Annotated in this window: 11 protein-coding genes and 3 pseudogenes; 3 read left to right on the top strand and 11 right to left on the bottom strand. The window is 52.0% G+C overall.

Going from position 1 to position 15,273, the window contains the following annotated elements; genetic code table 11:
• Nucleotides 1–135: 135 nt before the first annotated feature.
• Both L2Y28_RS10880 and L2Y28_RS10875 read right to left on the bottom strand, forming a co-directional pair.
• Nucleotides 136–1,185: an NAD(P)-dependent alcohol dehydrogenase gene (locus L2Y28_RS10880; protein ID WP_022648132.1), complete on the bottom strand. Its 1,050-nt coding sequence runs from the start codon at nucleotides 1,183–1,185 to the stop codon at nucleotides 136–138.
• Between the two features lie 672 nt (nucleotides 1,186–1,857).
• Nucleotides 1,858–2,580 (bottom strand): annotated as a pseudogene (locus L2Y28_RS10875) (AraC family transcriptional regulator N-terminal domain-containing protein); the annotation flags it as partial.
• Here L2Y28_RS10875 and L2Y28_RS10870 point away from each other — a divergent pair.
• A pseudogene (locus tag L2Y28_RS10870) lies at nucleotides 2,579–3,025 on the top strand (NAD(P)H-dependent oxidoreductase); the annotation flags it as partial. The pseudogenes L2Y28_RS10875 and L2Y28_RS10870 sit on opposite strands and share 2 nt — an antisense overlap.
• A 327-nt stretch (nucleotides 3,026–3,352) precedes the next feature.
• Here the strand turns inward: L2Y28_RS10870 and L2Y28_RS10865 are convergent.
• Both L2Y28_RS10865 and L2Y28_RS10860 read right to left on the bottom strand, forming a co-directional pair.
• Nucleotides 3,353–4,645, bottom strand: coding sequence for a glycoside hydrolase family 28 protein (locus tag L2Y28_RS10865; RefSeq protein WP_022648130.1), 1,293 nt, complete (start codon nucleotides 4,643–4,645; stop codon nucleotides 3,353–3,355).
• A gap of 104 nt (nucleotides 4,646–4,749) precedes the next feature.
• The gene (locus L2Y28_RS10860; RefSeq protein WP_022648129.1) at nucleotides 4,750–5,508 is read right to left on the bottom strand and encodes a DeoR/GlpR family DNA-binding transcription regulator; all 759 of its coding nucleotides are present in this window, start codon (nucleotides 5,506–5,508) and stop codon (nucleotides 4,750–4,752) included.
• A gap of 86 nt (nucleotides 5,509–5,594) precedes the next feature.
• On the opposite strand from L2Y28_RS10860, the gene L2Y28_RS10855 reads away from it, so the two are divergent.
• Both L2Y28_RS10855 and tam read left to right on the top strand, forming a co-directional pair.
• On the top strand, nucleotides 5,595–6,179 hold the full coding sequence (locus L2Y28_RS10855) for an NUDIX domain-containing protein (RefSeq protein WP_022648128.1): 585 nt from the start codon (nucleotides 5,595–5,597) through the stop codon (nucleotides 6,177–6,179).
• Nucleotides 6,180–6,263: 84 nt separating this feature from the next.
• Nucleotides 6,264–7,022, top strand: coding sequence for a trans-aconitate 2-methyltransferase (tam, locus tag L2Y28_RS10850; protein WP_022648127.1), 759 nt, complete (start codon nucleotides 6,264–6,266; stop codon nucleotides 7,020–7,022).
• 6 nt (nucleotides 7,023–7,028) lie between these two features.
• Here the strand turns inward: tam and L2Y28_RS10845 are convergent, their stop codons facing one another.
• From L2Y28_RS10845 to L2Y28_RS10815, 7 genes and pseudogenes are all read right to left on the bottom strand, one after another.
• The gene (locus L2Y28_RS10845; protein ID WP_022648126.1) at nucleotides 7,029–8,219 is read right to left on the bottom strand and encodes a cytochrome c biogenesis protein/redoxin; all 1,191 of its coding nucleotides are present in this window, start codon (nucleotides 8,217–8,219) and stop codon (nucleotides 7,029–7,031) included.
• Nucleotides 8,220–8,354: 135 nt separating this feature from the next.
• On the bottom strand, nucleotides 8,355–9,650 hold the full coding sequence (locus tag L2Y28_RS10840) for an ATP-binding protein (RefSeq protein ID WP_022648125.1): 1,296 nt from the start codon (nucleotides 9,648–9,650) through the stop codon (nucleotides 8,355–8,357).
• Entirely contained in the window at nucleotides 9,647–10,387 is a 741-nt protein-coding gene (locus L2Y28_RS10835) for a response regulator (protein ID WP_022648124.1), read from the bottom strand. The genes L2Y28_RS10840 and L2Y28_RS10835 overlap by 4 nt, the downstream gene beginning before the upstream one ends.
• Nucleotides 10,388–10,431: 44 nt before the next feature.
• Nucleotides 10,432–11,427 (bottom strand): alpha/beta fold hydrolase, encoded by a 996-nt coding sequence (locus L2Y28_RS10830; RefSeq protein ID WP_022648123.1) that lies wholly within the window; start codon nucleotides 11,425–11,427, stop codon nucleotides 10,432–10,434.
• Between the two features lie 134 nt (nucleotides 11,428–11,561).
• Nucleotides 11,562–11,762 (bottom strand): annotated as a pseudogene (locus L2Y28_RS10825) (GNAT family N-acetyltransferase); the annotation flags it as partial.
• A 38-nt stretch (nucleotides 11,763–11,800) separates the two neighbouring features.
• Complete coding sequence (locus tag L2Y28_RS10820) at nucleotides 11,801–14,008, bottom strand: peptidase domain-containing ABC transporter (protein ID WP_022648122.1); 2,208 nt, start codon at nucleotides 14,006–14,008, stop codon at nucleotides 11,801–11,803.
• Nucleotides 14,008–15,261, bottom strand: coding sequence for an HlyD family secretion protein (locus tag L2Y28_RS10815; RefSeq protein ID WP_032622229.1), 1,254 nt, complete (start codon nucleotides 15,259–15,261; stop codon nucleotides 14,008–14,010). Before L2Y28_RS10815 ends, L2Y28_RS10820 begins: the two co-directional genes overlap by 1 nt.
• Nucleotides 15,262–15,273: the final 12 nt, after the last annotated feature.

Genomic DNA, 15,273 nt, shown 5'->3' with positions numbered 1-15,273 from the left:
CTTATCCACCTGGCCGTTACAAAGATCCTTCGTCCCCGGAGCGCATGCCCGAAATACGCCTGATAGCCGGATGTGCAGGTGTGCGGCAGGCAGTTCCGATCAAATCTTTTCCGACGCTACAGACACGCTGAAGAATTATTCTGCACTTAACGTAGCCATATCAATGACAAAGCGATGAGCCATGTCCCCTTTTTCAAGACGGGAGAAAGCATCATTGATGTGCTCTATGTTGATCATTTCACAATCCGGATAGACATCATGTGCCGCGCAGAAATTAAGAAGCTCCTGCGTTTCGGCAATGCCACCAATTAACGATCCTGCAATGCGACGTCGTCCCATAATCAGCGGGACCGTTACGGGTTCTTCCAGCGGACCAACCTGTCCGACAATGATTAACGTACCGTCGACATCCAGCAGAGGAGTGAAGGTATTTACGTCATGTTTGACAGGAGCAGTATCGATAATCACATCAAAAGAACTGGCTGCTTTTTCAAGTTCAGCCTGATCGGTGGAGGCAAGAATGCCTTTAGCACCCAGAGTAATCGCCTCTTTTTCTTTATTACGGCTCCGGCTGATGACCGTAACTTCAGCCCCCATGGCGACAGCGATTTTTACAGCCATATGACCTAGCCCCCCGAGACCAATCACCCCGACACGGCTTCCTGACTTCACATTCCATGTTTTTAAAGGGGAGTAGGTAGTGATACCAGCGCAAAGGATAGGCGCAGTGCGGGACAGATCCATGCCGTCCGGAATTTTGAGCACAAATTCTTCACGGACAACAATATGCTTTGAATAACCGCCTTGCGTGATTTCGCCGGTTACTCGATCAGGAACCCCGTAAGTGGGTGTCATGCCCTGGCGGCAGAACTGCTCCTCACCGTGGGTACACTGGTCGCACTGCATGCAACTGTCGACCATACAACCGACCGCGACATTATCGCCAATCTGATATTTAGTGACACCGCTACCCGTCGCTTTCACCACGCCAACAATTTCATGTCCGGGTACCAGCGGATACGACTGCGGGCCCCAGTCGCCGTTCACCGTATGCAGGTCAGAATGACACACACCACAATAAAGGATTTCGATGGCGATATCATTTTCCTTCAGCTCACGTCGGGTAAATTGATAAGGCGCTAATGTCGCACTGGAAGAGAATGCAGCATATCCGACTGTTTTCATAAAACCTCAAATCTGATAATTAATTGATACGTCAAATAAAACGGAAAGCGATAAACAATTTATGGTGTACAAATAAAGCACGAACTAATGATATTTATTTTCCCACCCGTCATGTGATATTGATTATTTACTAGTGTATGGTGCTGTTATCAGATTGCAACATCATAAAACTGATAACACTTATAACTGAAATTAATAAATTACGCACAGCCTCAGATATTCAATTGAGTTTCAGCCGCGATGCTAATCGCGACGGGTCAGATTTTTATCTTCTTCCATTTCTACACTCCCGTTAATATTTCTAATCGGATCAGGCTTCCGCTTCAGAATGAAAACTGAATGTACTTTGGTTGTGGCCAACCTGGATAGTTGAGCTTTCCTTGATGCCTCATATTAACACCCTGGCACCATTATAAAATTAAGCCTTTAAGGGTGAACAGAGAATAATTTACCTGTCAGGGATGACATAAAAATACACAATTACAACAAATTATTTGCCTGATCCTCTGAGGGTTGAACATCCACATCAATTTACAGGGGTGAAATGTCAATGAATGTTCAGTTCCGAAACACTACTGGAATTTGCCTTCGCAAGCTCATTAATAAGCTAATGATACATATAATGCTTTCCCGGGGCGGGGTAGTGCACGAAAAAAACCAGCTCGTTAAATATCATATTTTCCCGGCAGCTTTTCTCAGAACAGTTATATCTCTTTTAGGTGATTCCCCGAACATTCTCGTATATTCCCGGCTGAAATGGGACAGGCTTTCGTAACCGACAGCATAGGCTGCTGTGGTGACATCGTAATGATCGGTCAGCATCAGTCGCCTGGCTTCATTGAGGCGCAGCCATTTCTGATACCGGAGCGGACTCATTCCCGCGAGCTGCCTGAAGTGTTGGTGGAAAGAGGGCGTACTCATTTGCACGCGAGCTGCCAGCTCCTCGACACGCAAAGATGATGCTATATTGGTTTTTAACCAGTCGATAGCTTTCCCGATACGGTAGCCATGGCCGTCTACTGCTGCAATCTGTCTGAGATGATCGGACTGATCGCTCATCAAAAGCCGGTAATGTATCTCCCTTTGAATCAGCGGTCCCAGAACAGGTATGGCTTCAGGCTCGTCAAGCAAGGAAAGCAGGCGGCAGAAAGGCTCCAGCAGAACATCAGTCATGGTACCTATACCTACACCTGTACCCGCGTCACGATTTTTGACAGGCGGCAGGCATCCCTGTGCAATTAATTCCATCAAAACACGCTGGTCAAGTTTATAGGATACTCCAACACAGGGCCGTGAAGCTGTTGCCTGTAACACTTCCGAACTGGCCGGTAAATCGAGTGAGGTTATAAGGAATTTTTCAGCATTATATTCATAGGGTTCACCGCCAACCCACAAGGGGCTTCAGCAGGCGGCTGAGAGCGTACAGGGAGTGACTGTTCGTAACCTTGAAACGCTCTATGGTTTCGATACACGCAAGATAAACGGTGATGAGGAGAGGCGTATCACGCGCCAGAATGACCGGATAGTATTTATCTTTCCAACTCACTGGTTCAACATCACACCCATGATGAAAGCGTATATGAATGATACCTGGGGTAGCGTTGGTCCTGATTTATGGAAGGGTAAAGAAATGCTTATCGTTACTACTGCTGCCGGTGACGAATCAGCATACGGAAAAAATGGCAGAACAGGTATCGAGCTTGCCGATGTATTCACACCAATGAAAGCCAGTGCATTACATGCAGGCATAACATGGCTACCACCTCTGGTTTTCCAGGGCGTAAGTGCCAGCCATTTGCCTGAATACCAGCGCCAGCTCATTGAGCGCCTGACTAAATAAATCTCATACACTATGATTAAACGCTTCTTAATCGGAAGCGTTTTCCTGCCATGTGGTATCTACTGATCAAGTACATACATCTGGCACATTTCGTATATTTGAAGAAAATAGCTCCTAAACATAACGTCTCTTCAAGAAGAAGATAGAGGGATAGGTAAGTGTATGATTAATCGTATCCTGTGGCCGGTTATGAACTAAATGACCGACGGACTGAATTTAACATAATATACATTATGCGCACTGAGATTGAATACGAGTAAATCCAGCCAATTCAGACCTATCCTTGTTCTGCTCATTCAGCGCATCATGTCCCTCTGTTCTATACCATCAACGTTCATAACTGTCGTTACGGTCTTGCGTGATCTCCACGGAAGTCACCTGTACATCCTTAAAGCGCAGCCCATCCACACCAGAAATTTTCCCGAACTCTGACGCGTCAATCAAAATCCCCTCCAGCGTCAACCCAACCACAGGACGCTCCGGATATCCCTCGATGAAAAATGCCCGCGAAAAGCATTTGCTGTCTGATCGACGCGCCGTCATTTTTTTAATCGTCAGTCCACTGACCGCAGTAAGACCGGTTTCGCCCTCAACACCTTCAGCCAGCTTGCGCCAGTGTTCTGGTTTATCAGATAAATTGCTCTGGTCGCCATAGCTATACTGCGGAAACCAGTTCAACTGGATCAGCACCGGAAAACGCACGTCCGTAAGCCGTAGATTTTGTACGGTGATATCACGGATAAATCCGCCCCGGTTGCGAGCAGATTTAATGCGAAACCCGACGCCCGTTCCGTTAAACGCGTTATCTTCTATCAGGACGCGTTCAATGCCACCTGAAGTTTCACTCCCCAGTGTGATCCCGGATCCCTTATTCAGCGTACATCCTCGAATCACTATATCCCGCGCTGCACGAGCTTTTTGCGCCGCTTCGCGTCCTCGTCCTGATTTGATGCAGATATTGTCGTCATTGCAGGACACAATGCAGCGTTCAATCCGCACCTGTTCGCAGGAGTCGACGTCAATCCCGTCGGTGCTCGGCCCCGCAGAATTGCTGATTTGCACGCCCTCAACCGCGATATGGCGCGAATAACAGAGGTGCATGTTCCAGAATCCGGACTCCCGACTGGTAAAATCACGCAGCAGAATGCTCTGGCTTTCAAAGACCAGGATATTGCGCGGGCGCTGACAGTCATAATCAACAACCCAGCGCAACCCTCTTGCGCTGTAATCGCCGACCATGCCGCTGCGCTCGTCATCGCCCCAGTAGCGTTGCCACCAAATTGCACCCTGCCCGTCTATCGTGCCTGTACCGGTAATGCTGACGTTTTCACAATCGATGATATTAATAATGCCTGCCGGCCATCGCATATCAATGCCGGCCACCCGGGTATTTATCAGGGGATAATCAGCCAGATCCTGGCTTCCAACGAGCTGTGCGCCAGCGTCCAGGCGAAGTGAAACACCGCTTTTCAGAAACAACGCTCCGGTCAGAAAACGGCCTTGCGGAATAACGATGACATCGTTCTGTTGAGCACTATTTATGGCCTGCTGAATGGCGGATGTTGCCAGGCGTTGCGCGGTTGGGTCCGCGCCATACGCCAGAATGGAGATCGCTTTCATGGCTTTTCCTTAAACAGATGAAAGCCTTAGTCTAGGAATCTGCGTGATGAATAACCTTTGTCTGTTTGACAGCCACGCAGTCAGGCTGGCAAAAAAGCGGATATTTACTGGCTGGCGATCACTGCAACGCCCTTTTCTTTCATAGCGTTGACCCAGCGTTCATCCGTTGTGTTTTCAACAACGAGCGTATTCACCAGCGACAAATCGCCAATCACAAACGCCGAGGCCGTGTTGATCTTTTCCGGTGAGGCCAATACCACCGTTTCCGCCGCTCTGCCGGAAAATGCACGTTTGATGCATGCTTCTTCATAATCTCCGGTGGTCAGCCCGGCCTCAGGATGCACGCCGGTGACACCCATGAAAAACAGATCCGCATGAATATTGTTGATGCCTTCAATAGCGGCCGCGCCGACCGTGACGATGGAGTGTTTATACAAACGACCGCCAATCAGGATCACCTCTATGCACGGATGGTTGACCAGCCCCAATGCAATACCCGGGCTGTGCGTCACCACGGTTACCCGCAAATCTGGCGGCAAGAAGGTAATAAGTTCTGAGGTGGTCGTCCCGCCATCAATGATCACCACCTGCCCCGGTGAAATGAGCTGCGCGCCCCGACGTGCCACGCGTTTTTTTGCATCCATTTTAACGGACTGACGCTCGGCAAAAGGCGCAATCGCTGAAGATGCCGGAAGCGCGCCGCCGTGGACACGCTGCAAACGCCCTTCTGCCGCCAGTTCACGTAGATCCCGGCGGATAGTGTCCTCAGACACCGAGAAAAAGAGGCTGAGCGCAGTTGACTGAACCTGGCCTTCCGCCTCCAGCTTTTCCAGAATCAACTGTTTACGCTGACTTGTGAGCATGAATTATTCCTGATGTTGCACGATAATTATTGTAATTACACGAAAATGCTGTTTATGATGCATACTCTACGAGAGGAGAGCCAAACGTGCAATCAAAACGTGCAGATATACGCATCATTAACAGCGAAACGTTGTCCGACAACTGGTATAACCTGAAAAAATACACTTTTGACCTCCAGCGCAGCGATGGTGACTGGCAGCGGCAAGAGCGTGAAGTGTATGACCGCGGGAATGGCGCGACGATCCTGCTCTATAATCGCGACAGCAAAACAGTCATTCTTACACGTCAGTTTCGTTTCCCTGTGTTTATCAATGGTCACGAAGAGGATCTCATTGAGGCGGCTGCCGGGTTGCTCGATAACCTTGACCCGGAAAGCCGGATTAAGGCCGAAGCGGAAGAGGAAACCGGGTATAAGGTGACGCGCGTAGAGAAAATTTTTGAGGCCTATATGAGCCCGGGCTCCGTTACCGAAAAACTCTACTTCTATCTGGCGGAATATCACCCGCAGGATCGGACCAGCGCGGGCGGCGGCGTTAAAGCAGAGGGGGAAGATATCGACGTGCTGGAAATGACGCTGGACGACGCGCTTCGTGGCATCGAGAATGGCCAGATCGTCGACGGTAAAACCATCATGCTGCTTTATCACGTGGCCCTGAAAGGCATTTTATAATCTCACGTTTATCCGGATACCTGCCCCTGCGCAGGTATTTGCCTGTGCTATTCTTGCTGAACACCTCAACATGGAGATGCGAAAATGGCCGACTGGGATCCTTCTCTATATCTACAATACAGCGCAGAACGCACACGTCCCGCCGCTGAGTTACTGGCCCGGTTGCCGCTTGCTGACATAACCTCTGGCGTGGATTTGGGTTGCGGGCCAGGCAACAGCACCGCGATGCTGAAACAACGCTGGCCTTCAGCGCAGATAGCCGGTGTGGATAACTCCCCGGCGATGCTGGAGGAAGCCCGACAGGCCCTGCCAGACTGCCACTTTGTTGAATCGGATATCCGTCACTACAAACCTGACCAGCCTCTCAGCCTGATCTACGCCAATGCTTCCCTGCAATGGATCCCGGACCATTACCACCTTCTGCCGCATCTGGTTTCACTGCTCCAGTTAAACGGCGTGCTGGCGATACAAATGCCTGACAACTGGCTTGAGCCGACGCACGCCCTGATGCGTGAAGTTGCCTGGGAACAGGGCTACCCCGATCGTGGCCGCGAGCAGCTGCCGGGTATTCATGCCTACTATGATATTCTGACGGACGCGGGATGCGACGTGGATATCTGGCGCACCACCTACTTTCATCAGATGAGCTCTCATCAGGCGATTATTGACTGGGTCAGCGCGACGGGGTTACGGCCGTGGCTACAGGATCTCAACGAGAGCGAGCAGCAAAAGTTTCTGAAACGCTACCTCGAGCTGCTGGAAGAGCAGTATCCGCTCCAGGAGAACGGGCAGATACTGCTGGCTTTTCCGCGCCTGTTTATGGTTGCTCAGCGGGTTCCGTAAGCCGAATCAGGAACGCGCTTCCTTGAGCAAATGCTGAATTACAGCCTCCTGCTTGTCGTAGTTGCCTTCGCCAAACGAGGTGTAACGCAGTTGCCCTTTCGCATCGAAATAGTAATGTGCTGGCCAGTACTGATTACCGAACGCGCTCCAGATTTTGTAGTTATTATCCGTCACTACGCGGTACGGCAACTGCCATTCGTTGACCGCGTTTTTCACCGATGATAACGGCTTTTCCCAGGGGTATTCAGGGGTGTGGACGCCAATCACCACCAGACCTTGTGACTCATATTTCTTCGCCCAGTCTCGAACATGCGGAAGGGTATGCTGGCAGTTGATACAGTCCCAGGTCCAGAAATCGATAAGCACAACTTTCCCCCGCAAGGCCTTAGACGTGACAGGGTCACCGTTTACCCAGCCCGTACCGCCGCTTAATGTCGGTAGCTGGCTGCTCGGCATTGCGTCAGCGATCGGTCGCAGTTTCACCTGCGTGGAGGTTGGTTGCGCAAGGCTCAAGAGAGCGTTTTCCAGCTGGTCGGTAATACCGCTGGCGCCTTTCAGGACCGACGTCATTCCTGAGGCGTTGAAAGCCACGGCGGCTAACATCATCACCCCTGCGCCCTGACGCAGACGCTCCATCAATGCGGATTTGGCTCTCAGAGGGGTTATCAGCTTACGGCCCCCCGCGACAAGCAGCCCCAGCATCAACGCGCACCCACTGCCGTAAGCGGCTAACAGCGCTCCGGTTGCGATGGCCGAGTGGCCAGTAATGTTAATGCCGAAGATCGCCCCGAGAATCGGTCCTGCACAGGGGGACCACAGAAGTCCAACGGCCAGCCCTGCCAGAAAAGCCGAAAACATGCCGTGTCGCTGAACGCTGTGGGTGTTAAGAACGTTCCCCGCGCTGACCGCCGGGCTGGCAATGCGCTGAGCGAACTGCGGGAAGATCAGGGCCAGGGCGGCAATGCTCAGTACCAGCAGCGCAATCCAGCGACCGATAACGGTGGCGTCAGCGATCCAGTCACTGGCAACCGTTACTACCATCGCCACAAACGTGAACATCACTATCATTCCCGCCAGAAGCGCCAGAATGTGTTTGCGCTGCCCCTGAAAGCCAGCGAACAGCAGAGCAATAACGGGAAGTGTGCACGGACTGAGCAGGCTAATCATGCCGCCTAAAAAAGCGATTATCAGAAACATAACGACCTCACGATACAGTTGCTGCGAAGGTGCAGTGAGGTCATTTCACCCTGCGAATGTGTTCAGGCCGTGTGCAAAAAACTGAATTTTGTCTGCCTTCGTATCCGCACGGCGCGCAGATACACAGGCGTACAATTAAACGCGCGGAAGAGTCACGCTTACGGCCAGCCCGCCCTCTGCCCGGTTTGCAAGATGCAATTTCCCGTCAAGCTGGGCGGTGAGCTGCGCGGCAATGGCGAGGCCTAACCCGGTGCCGCCCGTTTCGCGGTTGCGCGACGTTTCAACCCGGTAGAACGGCTGTAACACCGCCCCCAGTTCTGCCTCCGGGATGCCGGGGCCGTTATCCATAATGCGGATCGCTACCTGCCTTTCATCTTCATCAATCTCTATTACCGCGCTATGGCCAAACTTGAGCGCATTATCCAGCAGATTGGTCATTACCCGGCGCAATGCCTGGGGGCGGGTGACGATCGGCAGACGTGTACTGCGTGCATGAAACTGCACGTTTTTACCAATGTCCTGATAATCACTGGCGATGCTGTTAACCCACGCGTTCAGCTCCAGCTTAAGCGTGGTCTCTTTCAGTGATTCTGATGACCGGGCATAGGCAATACCTTCTCGTACCAGGCGCGACATATTATCCAGGTCGCTCAACAACTTATCGTGGAGTTCGGGCTGATCCGCCATTTCGACCCGCAGCTTCATACGCGTGATGGGCGTCTGAAGATCGTGAGAAATGGACGCCAGAATCTGCGCGCGTTCACGCAGATAAGTTTGTATCCGCGACTGCATCTCATTAAAAGCCTGCGCCGCCTGTCGCACCTCAACCGGACCTTTTTCAGTCATAGGAGAATGGGCCGCAGGATCGAGGGAATCAACCGCGCGCGTGAATTGCAGGAAAGGCCGGACAACCTGGCGCACGGCAATCCAGGAGCAGAGCGCGACAAGTAACAACTGAAGAACCAGCACCAAGGGTAACCAGCTGGCGACTGGCGGCATGCGCGGGATCAGATCGATAGTGAGCGGTGCGCCGTCGCGGAGCGTCAGATGGGCCTGAATGTGGGAAACAGGCCCCGGCACTGCCGTAAACTGGAGCGGATATTGAACTGAAAGCGTCTCTTTCAGGGTGCGAATCGCATCCCGCGAGCGCTTGTCCGTTGGCGCAGCGCCTGCCTCGCCGGGACCAAGGATATAACGATAATTACCGCGACCGAGCCGTTCCAGCCACTCTGGCCGCTCTTTGGCCGGAAGCCGGTCGAGAATGGCCACGCTGGTCGCCACGTCATTCTCAAGATTGACCAGCATAACCGTGCGCGCGCTGTGCATTCGCTCAACCATGACCAGCGTCAGGCTGAGCGCGTTAGCCAGCAAGAGTCCAAGCAGCACAATGATCAGCAGCCGGGCCAGTAAGGTGCGGGGCCACAGCGTCATTCATTGGCCTCGACGATGGTCACCGGCATAGTAAAAACGTAGCCTTCGCTGCGAACGGTTTTAATGTAGGCTGGCGAGCGGGCATCTTCATTCAGGCGCTGTCGCACGCGGCTCACCAGGAGATCAATCGAACGCTCAAACAGCTCGGCATCACGTCCCTGCGTCAGGTTCAGCAGTTGATCGCGGGTCAGCACCCGTTGAGGATGATCGAGAAATACACGCAGAAGGCGATATTCCGCCCCGCTGAGCGCCACAACCATCCCCTCGTTATCAATCAGATGACGCGCCACGGTATCCAGCTGCCATTCACCGAACACCACCAGGCGCCCTGCCTCGGTCACCTGAAGATTAGGCGGCATAGTACGAAAACGGCGCAGGATAGTTTTGATACGCGCCAGCAGTTCGCGGGCCACAAACGGTTTTACCACATAATCGTCGGCGCCCATCTCCAGCCCCAGGATCCGGTCCATGTCCTCGTTGCGCGCGGTGAGCATCAGGATCGGCAGATCCTTATGCCTGCTGCTGCGCAGCTGTCGACACACCGTCAGGCCATCATCACCGGGCATCATCACGTCCAGCACCACCAGGTCGATATGCTGTTTGTCGAGCACCATGCGCATCTCTTTTCCGTTCGCCGCACCAGAGGCGTGATAGCCGGATTTCACGAGGTAATCGACAATCAGTTCACGAATATCCCTGTCGTCATCGACGACAAGGATGTGATCAATATGCTCCACCGCAGGCTCCTGATTAAGAGGTAACGGATTGAAAATAGCACATATCAGAGCTTATCCGCGTCGACAACGGCTTTAACAAAGTCCTGCGGATCTTCTTGCGGCGGGTTGTGGCCCACCGTTGCGCCGAAAGTACGGTGCTCATATTTTCCGGTAAATTTCCCGGCATAGGCCGCAGGTGCAGGGTGTGGCGCCCCGTTATTGCCGCCTTCAATGGTGATGGTCGGCACCGTAATGTTCGGCAGCGTCGCCAGTTTTTGTTCATAGGCGTCAAATTTAGGCTCCCCTTTTTCCAGACCCAGACGCCAGCGGTAATTACTGAGCGTGACGGCAACGTGGTCCGGGTTATCGAGGGATTTGGCGCTGGCATTGAAGGTGGCATCGCTGAATTTCCAGTCCGGCGAAGCCTGGGACCAGATCAGCCGGGCAAAATCGTGCGTATTTTTAGCATAGCCTTCCGCCCCGCGCGGCGTGGCGAAATAGAACTGATACCACCACTGAACTTCTGCCTTCGGCGGTAAAGGCTGTTTGCCAATCGCCTGGCTGCTGATCAGGTAGCCACTTACCGAGACCAGCGATTTCACCCGTTCCGGCCAGAGCGCCGCAACGATATCCGCCGTACGTGCACCCCAGTCATAACCGGCAAACACCGCCTGTTTGATATCCAGGGCGTCCATCAGGTTGACGATGTCTTTCGCCATTGCCGAAGGCTGGCCGTTTCGCGGCGTTTTATCAGAAATAAAGCGCGTGGTGCCGTACCCGCGCAGGGACGGCACAATGACACGATACCCTTTCGCGGCCAGCGCGGGGGCCACTTCAGCGTAGCTGTGAATGTCGTACGGCCAGCCATGCAGCAGGATCACCGGTTGCCCCTCTTTCGGCCCGATATCGACATAACCGACGTTAAGATCGCCAGCGTTAATCTGTTTTACCTGGTTGAAGGCCGACGCGTAATCCTTGCCCATCGCTTCCGCCTGACAGGACATCACGGTGCCAAGCGAAACGGTCAGGGCGACTGCTGAGTATGCGAGTTTGTTAAACATGATGTTATCTCCGGGTGAGTTCAGTTGACGGAGATATAACACCATGCGTTTGTATAAAGGATGTGTGCGGATGCGGTTTTATTGCATACCTGTGTATGTATCACAGACGCAGATACAGTGTGATACAAACCCGGTTAAGGGGTGATTCGGTACCGGACGTAATCGTCGGCTTCACCATAGTGGTCATACAGCTTACGCGCCGGATTGTGCATGCGGGTTACCCAGTAGAGTTTTGACCACCCTTCCCGCTTACCCTCATCGATCAGGGCGTCGATAAGCGCTTTACCCGCCCCTGCGCCACGTTCGGCAGCGTCAACAAATAGATCTTCCAGATAGGGGTAAGTTTGGATATCGAAAATTATGTACGTTAAGGTTAATTTTTTGCCATCACGTCATTAGTATATTCACAAACAGACTCGCCATTATTGACTGTATGCTGGAGATTCAGCTCCGTTAAGTAGCCGTCTGCCAGATACAAAACCCGGTCTGCAGAGGCTATGGTTTCCGGGCGATGGGCTATCAGCAGAACAGGAAGCCCCAGTTGACGTAAGGTCTGGCTTATCCGGATTTCACTCTCAACATCAAGGTGGCTGGTCGCTTCATCCAGTAACAGGAATCCCGGTTTCTTGTACAACGCCCTTGCCAGCAGAATGCGTTGTTTTTGTCCTCCGGAAAGCCCTCCGCCGGTTTCACCAATCAGCGTCTGATACCCCATCGGCATTGCCATAACATCGCTGTCGATAAGTGCCAGTCTTGCGCACTGGATCATTCGTTCATAATTTCGGTCATCACTGAAAAAAATAATGTTATCTGCTACAGAACCTTTGAAAAGATGGTCATCCTGCAGTACGGTACCGATACGCTGACGAACCTGAAAATAATCCGGATGCGTATGCAATATGCCAAATGCCCTGATCCTGCCCTCATCAGGGATGTGGATCCCAAGGATAAGCTTCACCAGTGTCGTTTTCCCGCATCCGGATTTACCTGTAATGGCAACGACTTCTCCGGGATTGAGTGTCAGCGACACCCCGCCGATTATCGGATTTTCCCCTCCCTTGTGGCTGAAGATGATGTGCTCAAGTACTAGAGGAGCATGAGCATATTCATCCATCTCCCTGCGGGATACAGAAGGAATGTGCGAAGCGTTGTTATGCTCACGAAAAGGCTGTTGCTGAAGGCCTTCTGTCGGGGTCAGTACAATATCAGCCAGTCGTTCGTTGTAAACATCGAGCATACGCCAGGAAAAAAACTTATCAGTCAGGCTACTGATACTGGAAGAAAAACGCGTCTGATAGGATAAATAAGCAACCAGCATGCCGACGGTGAAGGTACCATTCAATACCTCCCCGGCGCCTTTCCACAAAATGATTGCTGATACCACGCTGCCGGTAAGAGTGTGAGCAATGTCATAGCACATCAGCAGACGGCTCTGACGCAACTGCGTATTTCTGCGGGCAACGTTGAGATTCAGCCAGGCGGCCTCACGATGTGCCGTCACACCGTTAATTCTCAGGCTGAGGATCCCGTTGAGTGTTTCAAGAAAATGCCCGGACTCCTTGGCACCTGCATCCCAGGCATCTTCTGCCGACTGTCGAAGGGACGGATACCACAGTGCCCTCAACACACCATAGAAAATGGCTGCAAGTACGGCGATCAATGTCATTTCAGGACTGTACAGCAGCATCATGCAAAGCGCAGTCACCACGAGCAACACATCCAGAATACCTTCCAGCACTTGCGTAGTCAGCGCCTGCTGGATGATATCTACCGCCTCAAAACGAGCATTAATACTCCCCTTACTGCGTGCATCAAACCAGGCCAGAGGAAGATGGACCAGATGATGGAAAACCCGTGCTGTCCACTGCATGTTAAAATTGACGGACAGTGTAATACTCGCCCACTGGCGGGCCAGTGACAGCAGCATCTGGGTCAGTGACATCAGCAGAAGCGCAATAATAATGACGGTCAACAAACTCTGGTCGGCAGCCACCAGGACTTCATCAATCACCAGCTGGTTGAGAAGCGGGCTTCCCAGTGTCAGGATTTCGAGTGCCACGGCAAAAACGATAATTCGCGACATTGCCGACAACAGACCCGGTGTTTTACCTGTCAGTTGGCGCAGATGGATTTTTTTCCTTTCATCCCGAGCGGTAAAATCACTGGCTGGCATCAGCTCCAGCGCGACGCCGGTGAAATGTTTTCCAGCATCCTGTAGGGAGAGCGTTACTTTTCCCTTTTCCGGATCATGAATAACCAGCCTGCTTCCGCGAACTTTATGTAGCACAACAAAATGATTCATGTTCCAGTGGAGAATACACGGGAGAGAAAGGGATCTTAGGTCCTCAAGCTCCAGCCGAACTGCCCGGCTGGATAATCCGATACCGGCCGCACATTCAGTCAGTCTCTGCAGGGTCATCCCTTGTGAGCTGATACTGAAACGTTCGCGCAGTGTGGGTAAGTCTGTTTGCAGACCATGCCAGCAGGCCATCATGACCAGGCATGCCAGACCACATTCCGCTGACTCTGTCTGTCGGGTGAGAGGAAGCTGTTTTCTCCCGGTCCATTTGAGTGTATCCATCACAGCTTTCCTTTCAGGCTCCAGAGCGGCTCAGTCAGCCACTCCCACAAATTGCGGGTATCCAGGCTGACATCCCCCTCAAGAACCATGCCGGGGCGCAGGGCTTCCTGTTTCCCATAAGCCAGAATAAAAGTATTTTCAGGTTCAACGATGACGCGGTAATGACCTTCATTCTCCTTCCAGGTCACAGGAGATACGGAGAGTAAATCAGAAGATGTCAGCGTTGTATGGCTTATTTCACGGATAGTCCCGTACTGCACACCAAACTTCTGATAGGGGAAGGCAGAGAACCGCAGGGCAACACGCTGCCCCGCCTGAATAAAGCCAGCATTCTGACTGGTAGCATAGAGTTCTATCTGCAAACGGGCATTGTCGGGAATGAGGGTCATGACAGGTTCAGATGCCCTGACAGACTGTCCCTGTCTGACCAGCACGGCAGCAACGGTTCCGGATACCGGTGAAGTCAGCGTGAAATTTTCCTTACCTGCCAGTTCGTCCTGCTGTTGCCTGATAACCTGCAACTGCCTGTCCATTTCAGCCTTCCGGCTTTCACCCTGAACGATGAGATGGTCAAGGTCGTCTTTAGCAGCCTCCATCGCGGTGTGCAGTTGCAGAAGCCCCTGACGCTGATCCTCAACGTTTTGCTGTGACGTTGAAACGTCAATCTGCTTCTGCTGGTATTCGATATCTGATACGTAATGCGTATCAGCAAGTTTCTTATAGCGCTCCATAACAGACACGGCCAGCGCAGCCTGATGCACGGCAAGTGACAGACGCTTTTCTGCACTTTTAACCTGAGGTTTCAGGGAAACTATTTGCTGTTGTATGGCATGCTGCTGCTGACTGTTGTCACGCAATTCCAGGGTCTGTTGAGAAGTCAGCATTGTAAACTGAGTTTGTAGGGAAAGTCTTATAGCAGCGAGTGTACCTGCCCCCTGTTCGTTGAAATGTTCACCGCTGATATGATAAAGAGTCTCACCGGCAATAATGTGTTGACCTTCTGAGGCGGTCAATTTGGTTACGTAGCCAGCATATTGAGGAGTGATTTTTACCAGCCCGGATGAGGGCATAACGATTCCGGAAAGGTGAGCCTTACGTGTATAGCTACCATAAAGAATAAAGAGTATCAGGCACAGAAATATGAATAACGTTGTGAGTGCGCTTACTGATAAACCGAATGACGCAGGTAAGACAATCTCACCATAATTAGAATCTGTTTGATGATTTAAAGCCTCTTCCCTGAAGATATTCATATCCCAAATACC

Source organism: Enterobacter sp. JH25 (genome assembly GCF_021725435.1).
GTDB classification, from domain to species: domain Bacteria; phylum Pseudomonadota; class Gammaproteobacteria; order Enterobacterales; family Enterobacteriaceae; genus Enterobacter; species Enterobacter intestinihominis.
This window is presented reverse-complemented; position numbering and strand designations above follow the sequence as displayed.

What these genes read in the sequence shown, in the direction of transcription:
- L2Y28_RS10815 (WP_032622229.1), bottom strand. Translation starts at nt 15,261, where the DNA reads ATGAATATCTTCAGGGAAGAGGCTTTAAATCATCAAACAGATTCTAAT.
- L2Y28_RS10820 (WP_022648122.1), bottom strand. Translation starts at nt 14,008, where the DNA reads ATGGATACACTCAAATGGACCGGGAGAAAACAGCTTCCTCTCACCCGA.
- L2Y28_RS10865 (WP_022648130.1), bottom strand. Translation starts at nt 4,645, where the DNA reads ATGAAAGCGATCTCCATTCTGGCGTATGGCGCGGACCCAACCGCGCAA.
- L2Y28_RS10880 (WP_022648132.1), bottom strand. Translation starts at nt 1,185, where the DNA reads ATGAAAACAGTCGGATATGCTGCATTCTCTTCCAGTGCGACATTAGCG.
- L2Y28_RS10830 (WP_022648123.1), bottom strand. Translation starts at nt 11,427, where the DNA reads ATGTTTAACAAACTCGCATACTCAGCAGTCGCCCTGACCGTTTCGCTT.
- L2Y28_RS10860 (WP_022648129.1), bottom strand. Translation starts at nt 5,508, where the DNA reads ATGCTCACAAGTCAGCGTAAACAGTTGATTCTGGAAAAGCTGGAGGCG.
- L2Y28_RS10840 (WP_022648125.1), bottom strand. Translation starts at nt 9,650, where the DNA reads ATGACGCTGTGGCCCCGCACCTTACTGGCCCGGCTGCTGATCATTGTG.
- tam (WP_022648127.1), top strand. Translation starts at nt 6,264, where the DNA reads ATGGCCGACTGGGATCCTTCTCTATATCTACAATACAGCGCAGAACGC.
- L2Y28_RS10845 (WP_022648126.1), bottom strand. Translation starts at nt 8,219, where the DNA reads ATGTTTCTGATAATCGCTTTTTTAGGCGGCATGATTAGCCTGCTCAGT.